The sequence below is a fragment of the Pseudidiomarina halophila genome, assembly GCF_003987215.1.
GTDB classification, from domain to species: Bacteria; Pseudomonadota; Gammaproteobacteria; order Enterobacterales; family Alteromonadaceae; genus Pseudidiomarina; species Pseudidiomarina halophila.
Genome location: NZ_PIPW01000001.1, coordinates 1,126,673 through 1,145,280, shown reverse-complemented (window position 1 = coordinate 1,145,280; position 18,608 = coordinate 1,126,673). Strand labels below are relative to the sequence as shown.

The 18,608-nt window shown below is 50.6% G+C and carries 15 protein-coding genes; 7 read left to right on the top strand and 8 right to left on the bottom strand.

Annotated elements, in window-relative coordinates; translation table 11 throughout:
* From CWI69_RS05375 to CWI69_RS05365, 3 genes are all read left to right on the top strand, one after another.
* Positions 1-1,284, top strand: a complete 1,284-nt coding sequence (locus CWI69_RS05375) for an amidohydrolase family protein (protein WP_126762566.1) — start codon at positions 1-3, stop codon at positions 1,282-1,284.
* Between the two features lie 150 nt (positions 1,285-1,434).
* Entirely contained in the window at positions 1,435-1,740 is a 306-nt protein-coding gene (locus CWI69_RS05370) for an STAS domain-containing protein (protein ID WP_126762565.1), read from the top strand.
* Between the two features lie 23 nt (positions 1,741-1,763).
* Positions 1,764-3,407: an ATP-binding SpoIIE family protein phosphatase gene (locus CWI69_RS05365; protein WP_126762564.1), complete on the top strand. Its 1,644-nt coding sequence runs from the start codon at positions 1,764-1,766 to the stop codon at positions 3,405-3,407.
* Here the strand turns inward: CWI69_RS05365 and CWI69_RS05360 are convergent.
* Entirely contained in the window at positions 3,393-3,728 is a 336-nt protein-coding gene (locus tag CWI69_RS05360) for a translation initiation factor (RefSeq protein WP_198678890.1), read from the bottom strand. The two genes, CWI69_RS05365 and CWI69_RS05360, sit on opposite strands and share 15 nt — an antisense overlap.
* Before the next feature lie 81 nt (positions 3,729-3,809).
* On the opposite strand from CWI69_RS05360, the gene cysB reads away from it, so the two are divergent.
* Positions 3,810-4,784, top strand: a complete 975-nt coding sequence (gene cysB, locus CWI69_RS05355) for an HTH-type transcriptional regulator CysB (protein WP_126762562.1) — start codon at positions 3,810-3,812, stop codon at positions 4,782-4,784.
* Positions 4,785-4,793: 9 nt separating this feature from the next.
* Here the strand turns inward: cysB and CWI69_RS05350 are convergent, their stop codons facing one another.
* From CWI69_RS05350 to pabB, 3 genes are read right to left on the bottom strand one after another with little or no spacing between them, the layout of a single operon-like run.
* A complete protein-coding gene (locus CWI69_RS05350) occupies positions 4,794-6,167 on the bottom strand; it encodes an L-serine ammonia-lyase (protein ID WP_126762560.1) in 1,374 nt (457 codons plus the stop codon).
* A gap of 19 nt (positions 6,168-6,186) precedes the next feature.
* Entirely contained in the window at positions 6,187-6,780 is a 594-nt protein-coding gene (locus CWI69_RS05345) for a CoA pyrophosphatase (RefSeq protein WP_126762558.1), read from the bottom strand.
* Positions 6,777-8,102 carry an aminodeoxychorismate synthase component I gene (gene pabB, locus CWI69_RS05340; protein WP_126762556.1) on the bottom strand — a complete coding sequence of 442 codons (1,326 nt, stop codon included), beginning with the start codon at positions 8,100-8,102 and terminating at the stop codon, positions 6,777-6,779. The genes CWI69_RS05345 and pabB overlap by 4 nt, the downstream gene beginning before the upstream one ends.
* Before the next feature lie 120 nt (positions 8,103-8,222).
* Here pabB and CWI69_RS05335 point away from each other — a divergent pair, with 120 nt between their 5' ends.
* The gene (locus CWI69_RS05335) at positions 8,223-9,734 is read left to right on the top strand and encodes a fumarate hydratase (protein ID WP_126762554.1); all 1,512 of its coding nucleotides are present in this window, start codon (positions 8,223-8,225) and stop codon (positions 9,732-9,734) included.
* Complete coding sequence (gene rmuC / locus CWI69_RS05330; RefSeq protein WP_126762552.1) at positions 9,727-11,106, top strand: DNA recombination protein RmuC; 1,380 nt, start codon at positions 9,727-9,729, stop codon at positions 11,104-11,106. The genes CWI69_RS05335 and rmuC overlap by 8 nt, the downstream gene beginning before the upstream one ends.
* Here the strand turns inward: rmuC and rimO are convergent.
* Genes rimO through cysZ form a run of 4 tightly spaced genes read right to left on the bottom strand, consistent with a single transcriptional unit; the run spans position 11,103 to position 14,956 of the window.
* Positions 11,103-12,458: a 30S ribosomal protein S12 methylthiotransferase RimO gene (rimO, locus tag CWI69_RS05325; protein ID WP_126762550.1), complete on the bottom strand. Its 1,356-nt coding sequence runs from the start codon at positions 12,456-12,458 to the stop codon at positions 11,103-11,105. The genes rmuC and rimO overlap by 4 nt on opposite strands.
* 1 nt (position 12,459) lies before the next feature.
* Entirely contained in the window at positions 12,460-13,284 is an 825-nt protein-coding gene (locus CWI69_RS05320) for a S1/P1 nuclease (RefSeq protein ID WP_126762548.1), read from the bottom strand.
* A gap of 52 nt (positions 13,285-13,336) precedes the next feature.
* Positions 13,337-14,194, bottom strand: a complete 858-nt coding sequence (locus CWI69_RS05315) for a hypothetical protein (RefSeq protein ID WP_126762546.1) — start codon at positions 14,192-14,194, stop codon at positions 13,337-13,339.
* Between the two features lie 21 nt (positions 14,195-14,215).
* Positions 14,216-14,956 (bottom strand): sulfate transporter CysZ, encoded by a 741-nt coding sequence (gene cysZ / locus CWI69_RS05310; RefSeq protein WP_126762544.1) that lies wholly within the window; start codon positions 14,954-14,956, stop codon positions 14,216-14,218.
* A gap of 145 nt (positions 14,957-15,101) precedes the next feature.
* Here cysZ and smc point away from each other — a divergent pair, with 145 nt between their 5' ends.
* Positions 15,102-18,578, top strand: a complete 3,477-nt coding sequence (smc, locus tag CWI69_RS05305) for a chromosome segregation protein SMC (RefSeq protein ID WP_126762542.1) — start codon at positions 15,102-15,104, stop codon at positions 18,576-18,578.
* The last annotated feature ends 30 nt before the right edge of the window (positions 18,579-18,608 follow it).

Genomic DNA, 18,608 nt, shown 5'->3' with positions numbered 1-18,608 from the left:
ATGAAAAAATTAATGACAGCAGTTGCTGCTGCAAGCCTTACCCTAAGTGCTGTAGCGCATGACATTGTTCCTGGCGAACCGCAGCAACAACCTATCTTGTTGCAAGGTGGAACCCTTTACACAGTAACGGACGGCGTTAAACAAGACACGGACCTGCTGATGGTAGACGGTAAGATTAGCGCCATTGGTAAAGACCTGGAAATCCCGGCGGGGGCTCAGGTTGTCGATGTTACGGGTAAGCATTTGTACCCGGGCGTCATCGCCATGGATACCACCTTAGGTCTGAAAGAAATTGAGGCGGTACGTGCTACTGAAGACTCTGATGAAACTGGTGCGATCACCCCTGAAGTCAGCGGTCATGTCGCTTATAACCCTGATTCTGAGGTGATTCCGACCATTCGCTATAATGGTATCTCGCACGCTCAAATCGTGCCACAGGGTGAGCTGATCACCGGTCGTTCAAGTGTTTTGCAGCTTGACGGCTGGACCTATGAGGACGCAGCTGAGAGTCTTGATATTGGCGTGCACGTGAACTGGCCTCGTGTTGGTGTGAGTAACTCGTGGTGGGAAAGTCGTAGCCCCGAAGAACAACGCAAAGCGAACGCCGAAGCTCGCAAGAATCTTGAACGGGCGTTTATCGAAGCCAAGGCTTACTACGATGCTAAGCAAGCGGGTGAGTTAAATGGTACAGACCTGCGTTGGGAAGCAATGCTTGGCTTGTTTGACGGTAGCAGCACCTTGTACGTGCATGCCGATGACGAACGGCAGATTCGCGAAGCTATGGATCTCACCAAAGAGTTTGGCTTTGACTGGGTATTGATGGGGGCACGTGACGCCTGGCGGATGGCAGATCAACTTGCTGCCGCCGATGTGCGCGTGGTATTTGGTGCACCATATGGTTTACCTACACGCCATGACGAAGCGTTTGATCAGGCATTTTCAACACCAGCTGCGTTAGCAGAAGCTGGTGTCGACTTCGCCATCAGTTATCCGGGCTACTGGGACGTCCGTAACCTGCCATTTGCTGCGGGTAATGCGGTGGCCTATGGTCTGGACAAAGATGCCGCGCTACGCGCTATCACTCTCGCTCCTGCAGAGTTCATGGGAGTGGCTGACAGCGTCGGCTCGTTAGAAGTTGGTAAGCAAGGAACTGTAGTGGTTTCTGCTGGTGACTTGATGGACCCGATCGGACAGAAAGTTGAGTTGTTATTCATTGAAGGCCGGTTGGTTGACCTGAACAATCGACACCTGCAACTCTATAATAAGTATCAGCAAAAGCCTTAATCTGAAAAACACACAAAAGCCGGTTCGAAGTAACCGGCTTTTTTTTGTCTATTTACCACGAAATTTAGCCGCTGCCGCTTGTGTTTACTGGCATGTATTGGCACTATTTACAACTGTCTAATCTAATAATAACAAGTAAGCAGGTGAACGATGTCGATTACTCGTCATGTTTCAAACGATGGCAAGGAGCTGACTATTGCAGTCCACGGCAAATTTGACTTCGGTCTTGTCCATGAATTTCGTCGCGCGTACAGCTCTATAGGAGATGAGAAACCGACAATTTACATTGATTTACGGGAGACTGAATACTTGGATAGCTCGGCGCTTGGCATGTTGCTCAATATGCGCAAAGCGGTCAGCGACAACGTAAAAGGTATTCACATCATCAATAGTCGTCCGGAAGTTAAAACTATTCTCGATATTTCACGCTTCGATAAGTTGTTTACCATCGAGTAGCAAAAAACGCAGAGGCCAAGCTGATGCTTAAGCCGTCCCAGCAAATTGTTATCGACATCTATCAGGATGATTCGAGTTTTGCTCGCTCAGTTGTGGATGAGCTGAAACGGCTTCGTATTGCTCGACGTATTCGCTTAAGAAGCGCAGCGGACTGGCATCCTGACCTGTCTTTACTGCATCCTACGATAGTGGTTAGCGCCGCACTTGAAACGCGTTTTCTGCAAGCCTTAGACTGTCCTCATCAGTTGCTCGTTCTGCCGCGCGAAACTGATCAGCAGGAAAGCTTGAAATGGCATGGCGATGTGCTGCCCTGGCCATCTTCAGTCGGACTCACGTTGCAACGTGTTCAGCTAATGGCAACCAGTTTCAATACCATGCGGCAGTTGCACGCTGTCCGGAAAAGTCTGATTTTGCATACCCAACGGGTTGAACGCGAGCACGAATTAGTCGAGCATATATTCCGTAACGCCCTTAGCCGAAACTTTACCAACTACGAACACATCCGCACCTTACTGACGCCTGCATCCAAGTTTAACGGTGATCTCTGTCTCGTTGCCCCCGGTCCCTTAGGCAACCTTTACGTCTTAATGGCTGATTTCACCGGCCATGGACTGGCACCTGCGACCGGCGCCTTGCCACTTTCCCAGGCTTTTTTCGCGATGGCCGATCGCAGCGTCTCGGTGGCAGAAATGGTCGTCGAGTTTAACTACCGTCTTAATCGTCTGTTACCTAATGATATGTTTTGCGCGTGTTTTCTGCTTGAATTATCCGCCAACGGCGAGCGGTTGAGCTACTGGAATGGTGGCATGCCACCGGCACTGGTATTTGGTCAGGACGGTGTGGTGAAACATCGACTCAAGGCACAGCACATGGCTCTTGGGGTGCTCAGCGTTGATGACTTCGACAGTCAGGTCGCGACTATTCGGACCCAGGCAACGGACGCAATAGCATTGTTTACTGATGGCGTCATCGAGATGTTGAGTCAGAAACGCGAGTTTTTGGGCATGGAAGCGCTCGAGCATCTTATTCAAACCTATCCGGGCCGGGATGATTTTCAGAGCCTGGTGACGGAGTTAGAGAACTTTCGCGGCACCCAGCCGTTGCACGATGATCTGTCACTGGCGATTTTACAATGCTGCCCGACCGGACTCGCCTCGCCAGAATATGGCGATGAAGTACAAGCTCTGCCGTTTACCTTCCAGACCACCTTAGATGCCGAAGATTTGCGGCAAGTTGACGTGGTGACTTCGGTGCTTGGTGTACTGGGACGCTTGCCTGCACTGCATGGACATCGCACCACCATTTATTTATTACTCGCCGAAGTTTTCAATAACGCACTGGAACATGGTTTGCTCGGCCTTGACTCACGCATGAAAAGTGATCCTGAAGGATTTGCCTATTACTATCAGTTGCGGACAGAGCGACTGCAGGCACTGCAATCGGGCTCTATAAGTATTGAAGTTCGTTTTGATCAACGTCAAAACTATTTGAGGATTAGCGTTAGTAACACTGGAGTGCCCTGGGAACCTGATCAGCCGATTAGCACGACAAGGCTGAGTCAGCCCTATGGGCGTGGCTTAGATCTGTTACAGCAGTTAGCGGACGATCTGCGTTGGACTGATAACGGGCGTAAAGTGTCCTTCGGCTATCATTTAGCCTCCCGCTAGTTTAACCTTGAATCCCTGTTGCTCAAGAAAGGCTTTGCTGGCGTCACGCTGGTCACCTTGTAGTTCGATGGTTTGATTTTTAACGCTACCGCCAACACCGCACATTTTGCGTAACTGCTTGGCGTAGTCGGCTAATAATTTAGGGTCTTCGGGTAGGTCGAGAATTACGGTCACGCCTTTACCTTTGCGGCCCTTGGTCTGTCGCTGAATACGCACGGGAATGCTTTTATCAATGGCTGTGAGCGGGTTAGTTTCATTTTCAGACGGCTCGCCGGACGATGCAAAGCCTAAGTTTTTTAGCTGATCGGATAAACTTGACACAAAAACCTCTTATTTTGATCTTGGAATAAATACCGATCGTGTTATATATTTTTAGAATAAGTAACCCAATCGGATTTTGCTATGAAATTGCAACAGCTGCGTTATATCGTTGAAGTATTAAATCATAACCTTAATGTATCAGCGACCGCAGAAAGTTTGTATACCTCGCAGCCCGGCATTAGTAAGCAAGTTCGTATGCTTGAAGATGAGCTTGGCATACAGATTTTTGAGCGTAGCGGGAAACACCTGACCCAGGTGACCCCAGCAGGGCAGGAAGTGATTCAGATTGCCCGATCAGTTCTGGCTCAGGTGGATAGCATTAAAGCGGTTGCCAGTGAACATACCCTGCCAAATCAAGGCAAGCTTAATATTGCCACTACCCATACTCAGGCGCGTTACGCATTACCGGCAAAAATCAAACAGTTTATGCAGCGTTACCCGCGGGTATCTTTGCACATGCATCAGGGCTCACCGGAGCAGATCAGCGAAGCTGCAGCAAAAGGTAAAGCGGATTTTGCAATCGCCACCGAAGCGCTGCATCTTTACCACGATCTGATTATGCTGCCTTGTTACCACTGGAACCGTTCCATTATAGTGCCAAAAGGGCATCCGTTAACGGAGGTTGACAAGGTATCTATTGAGCAGCTTGGTGAGCACCCGATAGTTACCTATGTACACGGTTTTACCGGGCGTTCTGAGCTAGACCGCGCCTTTAATCTGGCAGGCATTCAGCCGAATGTCGTGTTTACCGCTACTGACGCAGATGTGATTAAAACTTATGTCCGGGCAGGCTTAGGCGTGGGTGTGGTTGCCACTATGGCGTTCGATGCTGCCAATGATAAGGGCCTGGTGGCGTTGCCAGCTGAGCATTTGTTTGCACCAAGCACAACCAAAATAGGTTTCCGCAAAGGTACATTTTTACGTGGCTACATGTTTGAATTTATCGAAACTTTCGCCCCACATCTGACCAAGCCTGTGGTGGAGGAGGCGATGCAACAGCGTACGCAAGAAGCTGTTGACCGCCTGTTTGCAAGTATCAGGCTACCCACCTTGTAATAAGCGGGATTAACACTCGATAATGTTAACGGCGAGGCCGCCGCGAGCCGTTTCTTTGTATTTGGTTTTCATGTCGTTGCCAGTATCCCACATGGTTTTGATGACCTTATCCAGGGATACCTTGTGGTCACCGCTGCCACGCAATGCCAGACGTGCGGCATTAATAGCTTTGACCGAACCCATCGCATTGCGCTCAATACATGGCACCTGAACCAGGCCACCGACGGGATCGCAGGTCAAGCCGAGGTTGTGCTCCATACCTATTTCGGCGGCATTTTCCACATTACTGACACTGCCACCCATAAGTTCCGCGAGGGCGCCGGCGGCCATCGAGCAGGCCACGCCTACTTCGCCCTGACAACCTACTTCCGCACCTGAGATAGAAGCATTCTTTTTATATAGAATACCAATTGCCGCGGAGGTCAATAAGAAACGTACAATTGTTTCTTCGTCGAGCGGAGCGATAAATTTATCAGCATATTTCATGACGGCCGGTATGATACCTGCAGCGCCATTGGTGGGTGCTGTGACCACACGTCCGCCGGCTGCATTTTCTTCATTAACCGCTAAGGCAAATAAGTCGACCCAGTCAAGAGTTTGCATTGGGTCCGAAGATTTTTCATTGCGTAAGCGTTGGTAGAGGCCAGGAGCGCGGCGACGTACTTTGAGACCACCAGGCAGAATACCTTCGGTTTTGATTCCGTTGTCGATACAGGCGTCCATGGTCTGCCAGATATGCATCAGTCCTTTGCGCACCTCAGCTTCACTGCGGAATACTTTTTCATTGGCTAACATCAATGAACTGATACGCATGCCATGCTCAGCACACTGCCGAAGCAGGTCAGCGGCAGAGTCGAACGGATAAGGGATCGGCTTACTGGATTGCTCAATTGCTTCTTCCAGGGTGTCATCGAAATCTGCATCGCGCACGATAAAGCCGCCGCCGATGGAGTAATAGAGGTCTTTATAGATCACTTCATCGCCTTTTAATAAGCGTAACTCCATTGCGTTTGCATGGCGGGGTTTGGTTTTGCGGCGATGAAAGGTAATCGCCCCTTCGCGTGGAAACTTAATTTCATGCTCACCCAACAACTTAAGTTTCTGGCTCTTATCTACGTTGGCCAAAAACTCATCGACTTTTGTGGTGTCGACGGTTTCAGGCGCTTCACCGGCCAGACCTAAAATGACTGCTTTGCCAGTGCCGTGCCCCTTACCCGTTTGTCCCAGGGAGCCAAACAGCTCAACCTTGATGGTGGTAGCTTCGGATAGCCCGACCGCTTTATCGGCTGCGCGCAGAAATTCCGTAGCGGCGCGCATCGGGCCAACGGTATGAGAACTGGATGGGCCAATGCCCACTTTATAGATGTCAAAAACACTTATCATAATTGGTATCGTTAACCTATTAGTTTAGAGAACGAAAAAATGAATGCCGTTCAGGATACACGTGATCGGCCAATTCTCGCAAAATTCCAGCCGTCGCTCCCCAGATATTTCTATGCTGATATGGAATAAAGTATACCTGATCGTACAAAAAACGCTGCAACCTGTAAGCAAAATGCTGAGGTTGGTGCAGTACATGCTTGAGCGGCACGGTAAAAATTTCCGCCACCTCACGTGGATCCGGGCGCAAAGGCTGTTGCGGATCGATGAAGGCAACATAAGGCCGGATGATAAAGTTACTGATAACCGGATAGTCTTGCAGTTGGCCGACCAGGGTAACCGCACTGGGGTCTAGATGGATTTCCTCATGCGCTTCGCGCAGTGCTGTCTGGTAAAGTGAGCTGTCGTTGAGTTCCTGCCGGCCGCCGGGGAAGCTGATCTGACCGGCATGGTGACGCAGGTTCGCCGCCCGCTGAGTGAGCACTAACTGCAACTCACCCTCACGCTCCCATAACGGAATTAAAACGGCGGCCGGGCGCAGACGTTTTAATGTCGGGCGTTTAGCCTGTCGTGTCGGATGCAACTGAAAGCGATGCAGAAACTCATCCCGTGTCATAGCGCCTCCGGTTCCAGCGTGGCAGTTAGTACGGGTAAAATTTTCGCAACTTTATCCAGCGTTTCCTGGTATTCAGCAACGCCGTCCGAGTCAACGACCAAACCGCCGCCGGCCCAGCAATAAATGTGCTCCGCGGTTGTTACCAGGGTGCGTATAGCAATATTGGTATCCGCAGCACCATGTTGTGAAATGTAACCAAGACTGCCGCAATAGAAACTGCGCCGGTGCGGCTCTAACTCATCTATGATTTCCATCGCGCGAATTTTTGGTGCTCCGGTTATCGAGCCGCCGGGAAAACAAGCGGCAATAAGCTCTAATGCCTGGGTCGGGTGTTCAAGTTTGCCTTCAACGGTGCTGACCAGATGGTGTACTGCCGCATAACTTTCAATGGCAAAGAGTTGCGGAACATTTACAGAGCCGGGCAAACACACGCGGCTTAAATCGTTGCGCAACAAATCAACTATCATCACGTTTTCCGCGCGATCCTTTGCGGCATGTTGCAGTTCATTGGCCAGTGCGTGATCAGCGCTGGCATCATCCGCGCGTGGACGGGTGCCTTTTATCGGCTTAGTCTGCACATGACCACTGGCATCAACCTGCAAAAAGCGCTCAGGAGAATGACTGAGAATGGCACCGTCGGTTAAGCGCATAAAGCCGGAGAAGGGAGCCTGGTTGCTTGCCCGCAGATGTTGATAGGCACGCCAGGGGTCACCGGAGAAAGGCGCTGAGAAGCGTTGTGCGAGATTAATCTGGTAACAATCGCCCGCATGTAAGTACTCCTGCACCTGAGCAAACTTGTGCTGATAGTCCGTTGCGCTGATATTGCTCTGCCACGGCGCAGTCAATTTAAAATCATCTACTGACTTAGCTGATGTGGCGCGGCGTTGCCAAAAGTCTTTTAGGGTTTCGAGCTGTTGCTGAGGAGCAACTAACCAAGTGGTCTTGCTCAGGCGGCAACGGATCAACGCCTGGGTGTATAACCCTACCGCGATTTCAGGCACATCAATATCACGCTTTGCTTGTGTTGGCAGACGCTCGAGCGCGCGACCCGCATCGTAACTCAAGGCACCGGCTAAGCCACCCTGAAAGGGAAGATCCACTGGTCCCTGATATTTGGGTAACTGAGTCAGCAGCTGGTGCAGCTGTGTGGGCCAGTCGTCGCTTTGCGTGACCACCTGTTCGGGCTGACGAAAGATAAAATCATAACGACTGGTGGGGTGCTCACAGCTATCAAGCAGCAGCGCCCAGGGCTCCTCCGCAACAGCTGTGAAAAGCTCGGCAAAATCTACTTCAAGGTCAATAGCAACAGCAGTAATCGACACAATCTAATCGCTCCCGAATGATTTTCAATAAGCTTAACATAAGCCATGTGAAAACTGGTCAGCGTGCAATGAAAACGCTATGATAGCGGCCAATTGTAACCCGAGGAGTTAGAGGTAGTCATGGCCACCATTCGGCAAGCGGATTTCATTGAAAGCATCGCAGACGCGCTGCAGTATATTTCCTATTACCACCCGCTGGATTTTGTCCAAGCCCTGGAAAAGGCGTATCACAAAGAAGAAAGTGAAGCGGCGAAAAATGCGATCGCGCAAGTCCTAACGAATTCCCGCATGGCCGCACAAGGCCATCGTCCGATCTGTCAGGATACCGGGATCGTCACCTGCTTTGTCAAAGTAGGTATGGGAGTGCAGTGGGACAAGACCGACATGACGGTCCAGCAAATGGTAGATGAGGGCACGCGTCAGGCCTACACCAACCCGGAAAATCCATTGCGCGCATCGATTGTGGCCGACCCGGCAGGCAAGCGCAAGAACACCGGCGACAATACCCCAGCGGTGGTGCATATCGATATGGTGGCAGGCGATAAAGTTGAAGTGATGATCGCTGCTAAAGGTGGCGGCTCGGAAAACAAATCAAAAATGGTCATGCTGAACCCCAGCGATTCCATTGCTGACTGGGTGGTGGAAACCATGCCAAAACTGGGTGCCGGCTGGTGTCCGCCGGGGATGATTGGGCTCGGAATTGGCGGCACTGCAGAAAAGTCTGCAGTTTTGGCAAAAGAAGCCTTAATGGATCCGGTCGATATTCAGGAGTTACTTGACCGTGGTCCACAAAATGCCGAAGAGGAACTGCGCTTAGAGATTTATGAACGCGTGAATAAGCTGGGTATTGGTGCCCAGGGGCTTGGTGGTGTAACCACGGTAATGGACGTAAAAATCAAAACCGCAGCGACCCACGCTGCATCAAAGCCAGTGACCCTGATTCCAAATTGCGCAGCAACCCGGCATGCGCATTTTACCCTTGATGGGTCAGGTCCTGCCGATCTGCAGCCGCCAAAACTGGAAGATTGGCCTGATATTACCTTTGAGCTTGGCGACGACGCCCGGCGGGTAAATCTAGATGAAATTACCCAGGCGGACATCGAGACCTGGAAAACCGGTGAAACGGTGTTGTTGTCCGGCAAAATGCTGACCGGTCGTGATGCCGCGCACAAACGTATTAAGGACATGCTCGACAAAGGCGAAACTCTGCCGGTCGATTTTACCAATAAATTTATTTATTACGTTGGCCCGGTCGATCCAGTGGGTGACGAGGTTGTGGGGCCGGCAGGGCCTACTACCGCGACCCGTATGGACAAGTTTACTGACCTGATGCTGGACAAAACCGGCATTCTCGGCATGATCGGTAAAGCTGAGCGCGGACCTGCAACAGTCGAGAGTATCAAGCAGCATAAAGCGGTTTACCTTATGGCGGTCGGCGGTGCGGCTTACCTGGTCGCGAAAGCAATCAAAAAAGCCAAAGTCGTGGCATTTGAGGATTTAGGTATGGAAGCCATTTATGAGTTTGATGTAGAAGATATGCCAGTCACCGTAGCGGTCGACAGTACTGGTGAAAATGCGCACGAAACCGGGCCTGCCATCTGGCGTGTGAAGCTGGAAGCTGCCGATGCTTAACTTGTTGCTGTGGCAATGGCTCGCTGCTGGCGCTGGCGCTCTGGCAGCCGGCTGTTTGATAGGTTGGGCAGTGCAACGCCCTAAGCTGGCGCGACTAAGGCAGGAAATGGCCCATCAGCAAGCCGTCGCACAGCAGCGGGAACAACAGCTTGAGCAGGATGCCGAACGCAGCGAGCAGCGCAACCAACAGCAATTGCAGCAGACCCAGTTGCGGCACGAGCAGCTGGAGCAACAGCTGCAACACGCGCAACAACAGCGTAGTCAGTTGCAAGCTGACTTAGCTGCATCGCAAAGTCAGCTTGAGAGTACGCTGAAGCATGCTGAGGAAAAACAGCAGTTGCTGGAAGCCAGCGAAGAGCGTTTGAAAAAAGAATTTGAGCGTTTGGCGCAACAGATTTTCGAACAAAAATCCGAGCGCTTGCAGCAAAACAGCAAGACCACGCTGGAGACCACGCTGGCGCCATTCAAACAACAGCTAGAAGCGTTCAAAAAGCAGGTGGAATCACAGTACACCGAGGAGCTTAAACAGCGTGCCTCGCTGACTCAGCAGATCACCTCATTGCAGGACCTGAACAAACAAATGGCCAGCGAAGCTGAGGCGCTGACCAAAGCGTTAAAAGGTGATACCAAGACTCAGGGCAACTGGGGGGAAGTGGTACTGGAGCGCATTCTTAGTCAATCGGGGCTGCGCGAAGGTAATGAATATGAGACCCAGAGTCACCACCGCGATGAGGATGGTAAGTCGTTTAAGCCTGATGTTGTGGTTCATTTGCCCAACGATAAAGACGTCGTTATCGACTCAAAAGTTTCGCTGGTCGCCTATGAGCGCTATTTCAACAGTGACGACGATCAGGCCCGTGAAGCGGCGCTGAATGAACATGTCAATTCACTGCGTGTGCACATCAAAGGCCTGGGTAAGAAAAACTACCAGCAGCTGGAAAGCGTTCGCACCCTTGATTATGTGCTGATGTTTATTCCGATTGAGCCGGCGTTTTTGCTCGCAGTTGACCGCGATCCTGAGCTGATCCGACTGGCGCTGGATAATAATATTATGCTGGTGAGCCCCACCAATCTGTTGGTTGCGTTACGCACCGTGAATAACATCTGGCAGTACGAGTATCAAAACCGTAACGCACAGCAAATTGCCACGGACGCAGGTAAACTTTACGACAAGTTCGTTGGCTTTATCGACGATATGCAAAAGATTGGCAACAGCTTGGATTCGGCACGAAGAAATTACGATGGCGCTATGAATAAGCTCTCGACCGGGCGTGGCAACTTAGTTGGCCGGGTCGAGAAGTTTAAAGAGATGGGTGTGCAGAGTTCGAAGAAACTCGACAACAAGTTACTCGACGACGATAGCGAGTCCTAACTCGCTATCGTTCCCCACAGGTCATATTCATCGGCGTGTTCGATACGCACGTTAACCATGTCACCAGGTTTGACGTCATATTCGCCGTTGAGAAAGACCAGGCCATCGATTTCCGGAGCGTCTGCGTAACTACGGCCAATGGCGCCTTCGTCGTCAACTTCATCGATCAATACCTGCAGGGTGCGACCGATTTTTTGCTGCAGACGTGCGGCACTAATTTCCTGTTGCACTTCCATGAAGCGCGCGTAGCGCTCCTGCTTGATCTCTTCTGGCACCGGATCCGGTAAATCATTGGCTTTGGCACCTTCAACGTCGGAATAGGTAAAGCAGCCTACCCGATCAAGTTTGGCATCGCGCAAAAACTGCAACAGTTCGGCAAATTCTTCTTCCGTTTCACCCGGGAAGCCAACAATAAAAGTGCTGCGAATCGTCAGATCAGGACAGATCTTACGCCAGTTCTGAATGCGTTCTAAGGTGCGATCGGCAGAGCCCGGGCGCTTCATCAACCGTAAAATTCGCTTGTTTGCGTGCTGTAACGGAATATCCAGATAAGGTAGCAATTTACCTTCAGCCATCAGAGGAATAACGTCATCGACCGATGGATAGGGGTAAACGTAATGCAGGCGCACCCAAATACCGAGCTTACCCAGAGCTTCGCACAGTTCCAGCATGCGGGTTTTAACCGGTTGTCCGTCCCAGAATCCGGTTTTATGTTTTACATCGACGCCATAGGCGCTGGTGTCCTGCGAAATGACGAGCAATTCTTTAACACCGGCATTAGCCAACCGCTGGGCTTCGGCAAGAACATCGCCGACAGGGCGGCTAACAAGATCGCCGCGCATGGACGGAATAATGCAGAAGGTACAACGGTGGTTACAACCCTCGGAAATTTTCAGGTAAGCAAAATGCCGGGGCGTCAGCTTCACGCCGGTTTCAGGTACTAAAGTTTCAAAAGGAATAGTTTCAGGCTTTGGCACGTAGGTGTGCACATGACCCATTACTTCTTCGTAGGCATGAGGACCAGTAATGGCGAGTACATTGGGATGCACTTCACGGATCTCATCGTCTTTAGCCCCTAAACAGCCGGTGACAATGACCTTACCATTCTCATTCAGAGCCTCACCGATAGCATCAAGAGATTCTTGTACCGCGCTATCGATAAAACCACAGGTGTTTACTATCACCATATCGGCATTGTCATAGGTGTTGACAATGTCATAGCCTTCGGTGCGCAACTGGGTCAGGATGCGCTCAGAATCGACCAGGTTTTTTGGGCAGCCGAGGCTAACAAAACCGATTTTTGGCTGAGTCGCCACAGTTGGCGTCACCGGAGAAAAAGTTTCAACACTCATATTAACCTTGGTTTTCTGCAAATACGTGATTTAAATAGGCAGCGATGCGTACACCACCTTGTTGTAAACGCTGTTTCATTATAGGCGTGTAATTATACACGTAATCCCAGCTTAAATAGGGTTCGTCTGTAGCCGGATAGACTTCGTCCCGCAGTTTTGAGCTTTCGTTAATCCAGGCGTACGGATCAGGAGTTGCCCACGACTGTGCTTGCGGAGTTGATATTTTGCGCTGTAGCCAGTCTGAAAACTCGCTGTAAGACAGCTGTTGATGGTCAACGAGGCCGGAATCCCAGACCCGGTGCAGATTGCTCTGCTCGCCAAAGAAGACCACTTTAACGTCATTGCCACCGCGATCATTTAGGGCTGCGGAGCCTACGTGCAAAGGTTGATGTAGATCGCCGATGATGTGCACGATGAAGCGCAACGCGAGCTGTTTTTCCTCGCGGGTCGCATCAGGATTTTGCAGGGTTGCAGTGAAATCACTCAACGCACTCATAGCATCACCTTGCGGTGGCTCGTCTTCGGCATGATAGTGGTGTGGTTGCTGCAGGGTTACATAATGAAATGGCCCTGCGGTTTCCTGCCAGAAGGTACTTGGATTAGAGCGCATTTCATCGGCATAAGTCGAGGCCTCGGCCAACGATTCCGGACCCAGCAGCGCCTGGATGGCCGCACGCGCTTCATCGGTTAAATAGGCTTCGGCAATTTTGCCGGTAATCCGGTGGCCAGTTTTGCCCCAGGCATGTGCGTCAGAGGTAACCAAGGAGCTCGCGCAGGCAAGGGTTAAAGCTGCAACCGTCGCTAGAGATGAAGAAAATACATGCATTGTATAAAGCCGTTGTTGGTGAACGCGCTACGAGCGCAACAGGGGCTCTATTTTACGGGTTCTGTGGCAGAAGCCAACGATCTTTTGCAATGCGTAATTCGGCATCCTGAATGACTGCCGGAATAGCACTGTTAATATGCTCTATGGCTTTTTTACCCCAGGGCGTTGCCGGACAAGCAACAGCGCCTTCGACGGTCTCTGCGTAATTTTGCTTTATCGGCAAAAAGACCAGTTCGATTGGCAGTATTTCACTATGGTAATTAAGCAGCATTGGATAATCGATGACAAAGTCCAGACGCTTAGCGTTAACCATCGCCAGCATGTTGGCATTAGCATCTGAGCCAGATATTTCGCTGAATCGCGAGGTATTGTATAAGAACCTCTCGATGTAGGGTTGCAACGTGCCATAGCGGCGACCCATGGGCTGCCCAAAACGATATTTCCCGGTTTTCAGAAGTTCGACAAAATCCACAGGGTTACCATATTTTTCGGTAAAATCCTGGGCTAATCCAGGGCGGGTAATTATGCCATGCGCAGGATATGCAAGCACAGTGTCTGAGTAATACGCCACCTTAGTGTCATCTTCGCGTCTAATCACGCACGGGAAGCACAAATCATCACCTTGCCGGATTAATGCTGCAATGCGGCCCTGCGGATAGCGTCGGATTGTTTGTTTGGTTTTGGGTAGGGCGCGTTTAAAGGCTTCGACCATAACGTCACAAACGCCCTGATTTGCGAAATACCCTTCAGCAATATGAAACGGTGGAGCGTTGTTAACGCCCCAATATATTTCAATATCATCTGCCTGCAGACTGGGGGTAATGCCCAGAAGCAGCAGTAGGGTTATCGCAAAACGGCGAACTAAACGCACCGGGCAAACCTCAATGGCTAACAAGAAGTTAACCATCATAACCATTGCGTGGCCGTTGCGCTAGGGTAAATTTTGTTCGCGCATATGATCTACCCACATGGCGGTAGAGCCGCATACAGCGATCGGGATCATGATTAAGTTAATGACCGGTACAGAGGCTAAAAATGCAACGACTACACCAAAACTCAAACTTTTACCCTGATGGTTGTGAAGACTTGTACGCATGGCCCGAAAAGGTACTTTGTGATTGTCGAACGCATAATCCGCATACTGAATGGTCATCATCCAGCCACCCCACAAGATCCAAAGGATCTGACCGACTACCGGAATGAATACCAGCAATAGCAGAAAACCAAGCGTACGCGGGATGAAATAGACCAGCTTTTGCATTTCCCGACCCAGCGTACGAGGGATATCTTTAATCATGCCCGCGACACCACCACCTGGAACAGTAACACCAGTGAGTCGCTCCTCCACCTTTTCGGCGAGTAAACTGTTAAACGGCGAAGCAATTATGTTAGCCACACTGGTAAACGTGAGTGCGAATAACAACAAGACACCGATAATGATCAGCGGCCAGATGATAATCTCCAGCCATTGCAGCCATTGCGGCAACCAGGCTACCAGATCGGCAACCCAGAGCGCGGTATAATGAAAAATAAAGTAAATCGCGACACTAAATAGTACGATATTAATGCTCAACGGAATCAACGCGTACCGTCGCACGCCTTTTTGAAACGCAAGTTCAAAACCTCGTGCAACGTAACTGGCACCAAATTCACTGTAAGCAGCTGGAGGCATTCTTTACTCCTTTATCAGTCGAGCAAGTCTGTGTTTGCTAAAGCTTTACGCAGTATACGAGCTTATACTAGTTAACCTCCCCTTGAAAATGTTACAAAATCTAGCATTATGAACGGACAACAATAACAAAGCAGCTGCAAACCGAATGCGCCTAAAACACATCAAACTTGTTGGTTTCAAATCATTTGTCGACGCGACCAAAGTGCCGTTTCCGCACCAGATGACCTGTGTTGTCGGGCCAAACGGTTGTGGTAAGTCGAATGTGATTGATGCCGTGCGCTGGGTTTTGGGCGAAAGCTCAGCGAAAAATCTGCGCGGCGACGCTATGACAGATGTCATTTTCAACGGTTCGGGCGCGCGAAAGCCGGTATCACAGGCAAGTGTCGAACTGGTTTTTGATAATTCCGACGGTCGAATTCAGGGGGAGTACGCAAACTACGCGGAAATTTCTGTGAAGCGCTTAGTCACCCGCGATGGTCGTTCTGATTATTTTCTTAATGCCAGTAAATGTCGTCGTCGTGATATCACCGATTTATTTTTAGGCACTGGTTTGGGGCCACGCAGCTATGCGATTATTGAGCAAGGGATGATCTCGCGCTTAATCGAATCTAAACCCCAGGAGTTGCGGGTCTTTATTGAAGAAGCGGCAGGCATTTCGAAATACAAGGAACGGCGCCGGGAAACCGAAAATCGGATGCAGCATACCCGCGACAATTTAGAGCGCTTGAACGATGTGCGTGATGAGCTCGGCAGCCAACTGGACAAATTGCAGCGACAAGCGGCAGCAGCGCGACGCTATAAAGACTTAAAAAAACAAGAACGCAAATTTAAAGCTGAACTACAGGCGTTAAAATGGCTCGCTCATGAGCAGCAGGCTGATCGGCTGCGGCAGACGATTCGCGAACACGAAGCTGAGCTTGAGCGCTGGATTGCTGAGCAACGCGGCAGCGAGCGCGGCACCCTTGAATTAAGAGAGCAAGCCGCAGAAACCAAAGCAAAACTGGACGAAATCCAGCAACGTTTCTACCACCTCGGTAACGATATTACGCGCACCGAACACCAGTTACAAAGCGCCCGGCAACAGCTGCAACAACGTGAACAACGACAACAACAATTGCGCGCAGAACTGGAACAGTTGGATGAGACGTATCAGCGTGACGTTGAACAAGCGACCGAATTGAAGTTGCAACTTGGCGAGCTCGAGCCCGAGCTGGAAGAAGCAGAGGCGCTGGCGCAGCAAGCCCAGCAGCAGTTCAATGATCATGAAGAAGCCTGGTTAAAGTTGCAAAATGACTATCAGGCACACCTAACAGCACAACAGCAGCAGCGCGAACGTGGTCAGCAGTTGCGGTTACAGCATGAACGCGCAGCCGATCAAATCCAACGGGTACAACAGCAACATCAGGATCTGCAGCAACAACAACAACAGTTACAACAAGAGCTACAGGGGTTGCGTGATAACGCTGCTGAGGCAGAATTAGCACAGGCAGAACAACACTTCCGCGAAAGCGAAGCATTGCTGCAGAGCTTATTAGAGAAACAGCAGCAGCTCCGCCAGCAGCGAGACACTAATGAGCAAGAGCTTAGGCAGCAACGTCAGGCTGAGCAGCAACTGTTAGGTCGGCAGAGCTCGTTGCGAACGCTGCTTGAAGCGTCGCAGGCACACGACTGGCCGCAAGCTCTGGCGAGCTGGCTGAACGAACATGGGGTACAGCACAGTGGACAGGTGCGCGACATACTGAGTGTCTCTGATGATTGGCGGTTTGCGGTCGAGCAGCTTGCTGCTGACTGGCTGGATGCTTATGTGGTAGCTGCTGCACCAGACGTTTGGCCACAGCAGCTCGGCACACGATTAGTCGTTTTAGCAGAGCATGCAGCTCCAACAGGAAGTCTTGCGAGTGTTTTAGCTGCACCACTAAATCGCTGGCCATGGGCGCAACAGGTTGCGTTAGTTAGTAACGCTGAAGAAGCACAAGCGAAACTTGACGATGCCCAATGGGCTTATGCCCTGACGCCAAAAGGAGAAGTCTGGTCAGCTGCTGGTTACCAGGCGGCGCAGATCGAGGCGGCAGATAGCCAATTGTTACAACAGCAACAATTGACGCAAATGGAATCAGAGCTGGAGCAGGTGGTTGCCGGTATTGCAGACTTAGAACAGAAATTACAGCGACTAAAATCTGAACGGGATAAGCTCGACGCCGAGCTGCAGCAACAACGTGAACAGCATAGTGAACGACAAGCAGAGCTTGCGACCTGGCGCGAAAAGCAACAATGGCAGAAACAACAACAGCAAGCACTGGAGGCTAAGCTGGCTGCGTTAATGGAACGCCGCAGCGAACTCGATGAGCAGGCTGAAGAACTGCAGTTGCAACACGAAGAGTTAGCATTGCAACTCGCTGAGTTTGCCGAACAGGAGCAGGATCAGCAAAGTGATGACGACTGGCAGCAGAAACGCGAGCTATTGCAGGGTGAGCGCAGTCAGTTGCGTGAGACACAGCAGCAGCGACAGCAGCAATGGCAAGATAAGAAACTTCAATTAGAGCAGGTGAAAAGCCAGCTGCAACATATGCAAACTCTAGTGCAGCGCGTGCAGCAACAACAAGGGCAAGCGCAGGAGCAATTGCAGTTACTGTCCGATCCTGACGTGGATCAGCAAGAGCAACTGGAAGTTCAGGCGCTGCAACTTGAAGAGTTACTGCAACAACGCGAACGCGTAGACGAAGAGCGCCGCGAGTGGGCCAATAAACTGGCCGATATCGAACAGCAGTTGAGCGATGTAAGCAGCGGAGCTAAAGGTGTCGAGACACGTATTGAAAAAGCTCGACAACAATTACAAAGTGCACAGATGGAGCTTGCTGCGTTGCAGGAACGTACGCGCAATGTACTCGCCGTACTTGACGAGATGCAGCAGCCATTAAAACCGATCCTCGAACAATTGCCGGAAGAAGCTGAAGAGAAACTCTGGCAATCTGAAGTTGACCGCCTGCAAAGCGCAATCTCCAGGCTAGGCGCGATTAATCTGGCGGCAATTGAAGAAGCAGAAACCCTGGGCGAACGAAAAGCCTATCTCGATCAACAACATGAAGACTTAAGTTCGAGCCTGGAGACGTTAGATACGGCCATTCGCAAAATTGATCGGGAAACACGGCAACGTTTTAAAACTACTTTTGATGCGGTAAACAGTGGTTTACAGGAATTATTTCCTAAGGTATTTGGTGGCGGCAGTGCCTATTTGGAACTTACCGAAGATGATCTACTCGAAACAGGAGTAGCGATTATGGCGCGGCCACCGGGCAAGAAAAATAGCACAATTCATCTGTTATCGGGTGGTGAAAAAGCCCTGACGGCTTTATCATTAGTTTTTGCTATTTTTCGACTCAACCCTGCACCATTTTGTTTGTTGGATGAGGTTGATGCGCCATTAGACGATGCCAACGTTGGCCGTTTTTGCCGACTGGTAGAAGAAATGTCACAGACAGTACAGTTTATTTACATCAGCCATAATAAGGTGGCAATGGAAATGGCCTCGCATCTGGCCGGTGTCACCATGCAGGAACCTGGTGTATCAAGGTTGGTTGCGGTCGATGTCGATGAAGCTGTTGCTTTGACAGAAGCATCTTAAAAACAAGAACCATAGGGTAAACTACAGATC

Coding starts and splice junctions, on each gene's coding strand:
- CWI69_RS05375 (WP_126762566.1), top strand. CDS start 1: ATGAAAAAATTAATGACAGCAGTTGCTGCTGCAAGCCTTACCCTAAGT.
- CWI69_RS05370 (WP_126762565.1), top strand. CDS start 1,435: ATGTCGATTACTCGTCATGTTTCAAACGATGGCAAGGAGCTGACTATT.
- CWI69_RS05365 (WP_126762564.1), top strand. CDS start 1,764: ATGCTTAAGCCGTCCCAGCAAATTGTTATCGACATCTATCAGGATGAT.
- cysB (WP_126762562.1), top strand. CDS start 3,810: ATGAAATTGCAACAGCTGCGTTATATCGTTGAAGTATTAAATCATAAC.
- CWI69_RS05350 (WP_126762560.1), bottom strand. CDS start 6,167: ATGATAAGTGTTTTTGACATCTATAAAGTGGGCATTGGCCCATCCAGT.
- CWI69_RS05345 (WP_126762558.1), bottom strand. CDS start 6,780: ATGACACGGGATGAGTTTCTGCATCGCTTTCAGTTGCATCCGACACGA.
- CWI69_RS05335 (WP_126762554.1), top strand. CDS start 8,223: ATGGCCACCATTCGGCAAGCGGATTTCATTGAAAGCATCGCAGACGCG.
- rmuC (WP_126762552.1), top strand. CDS start 9,727: ATGCTTAACTTGTTGCTGTGGCAATGGCTCGCTGCTGGCGCTGGCGCT.
- rimO (WP_126762550.1), bottom strand. CDS start 12,458: ATGAGTGTTGAAACTTTTTCTCCGGTGACGCCAACTGTGGCGACTCAG.
- CWI69_RS05320 (WP_126762548.1), bottom strand. CDS start 13,284: ATGCATGTATTTTCTTCATCTCTAGCGACGGTTGCAGCTTTAACCCTT.
- CWI69_RS05315 (WP_126762546.1), bottom strand. CDS start 14,194: ATGATGGTTAACTTCTTGTTAGCCATTGAGGTTTGCCCGGTGCGTTTA.
- cysZ (WP_126762544.1), bottom strand. CDS start 14,956: ATGCCTCCAGCTGCTTACAGTGAATTTGGTGCCAGTTACGTTGCACGA.
- smc (WP_126762542.1), top strand. CDS start 15,102: ATGCGCCTAAAACACATCAAACTTGTTGGTTTCAAATCATTTGTCGAC.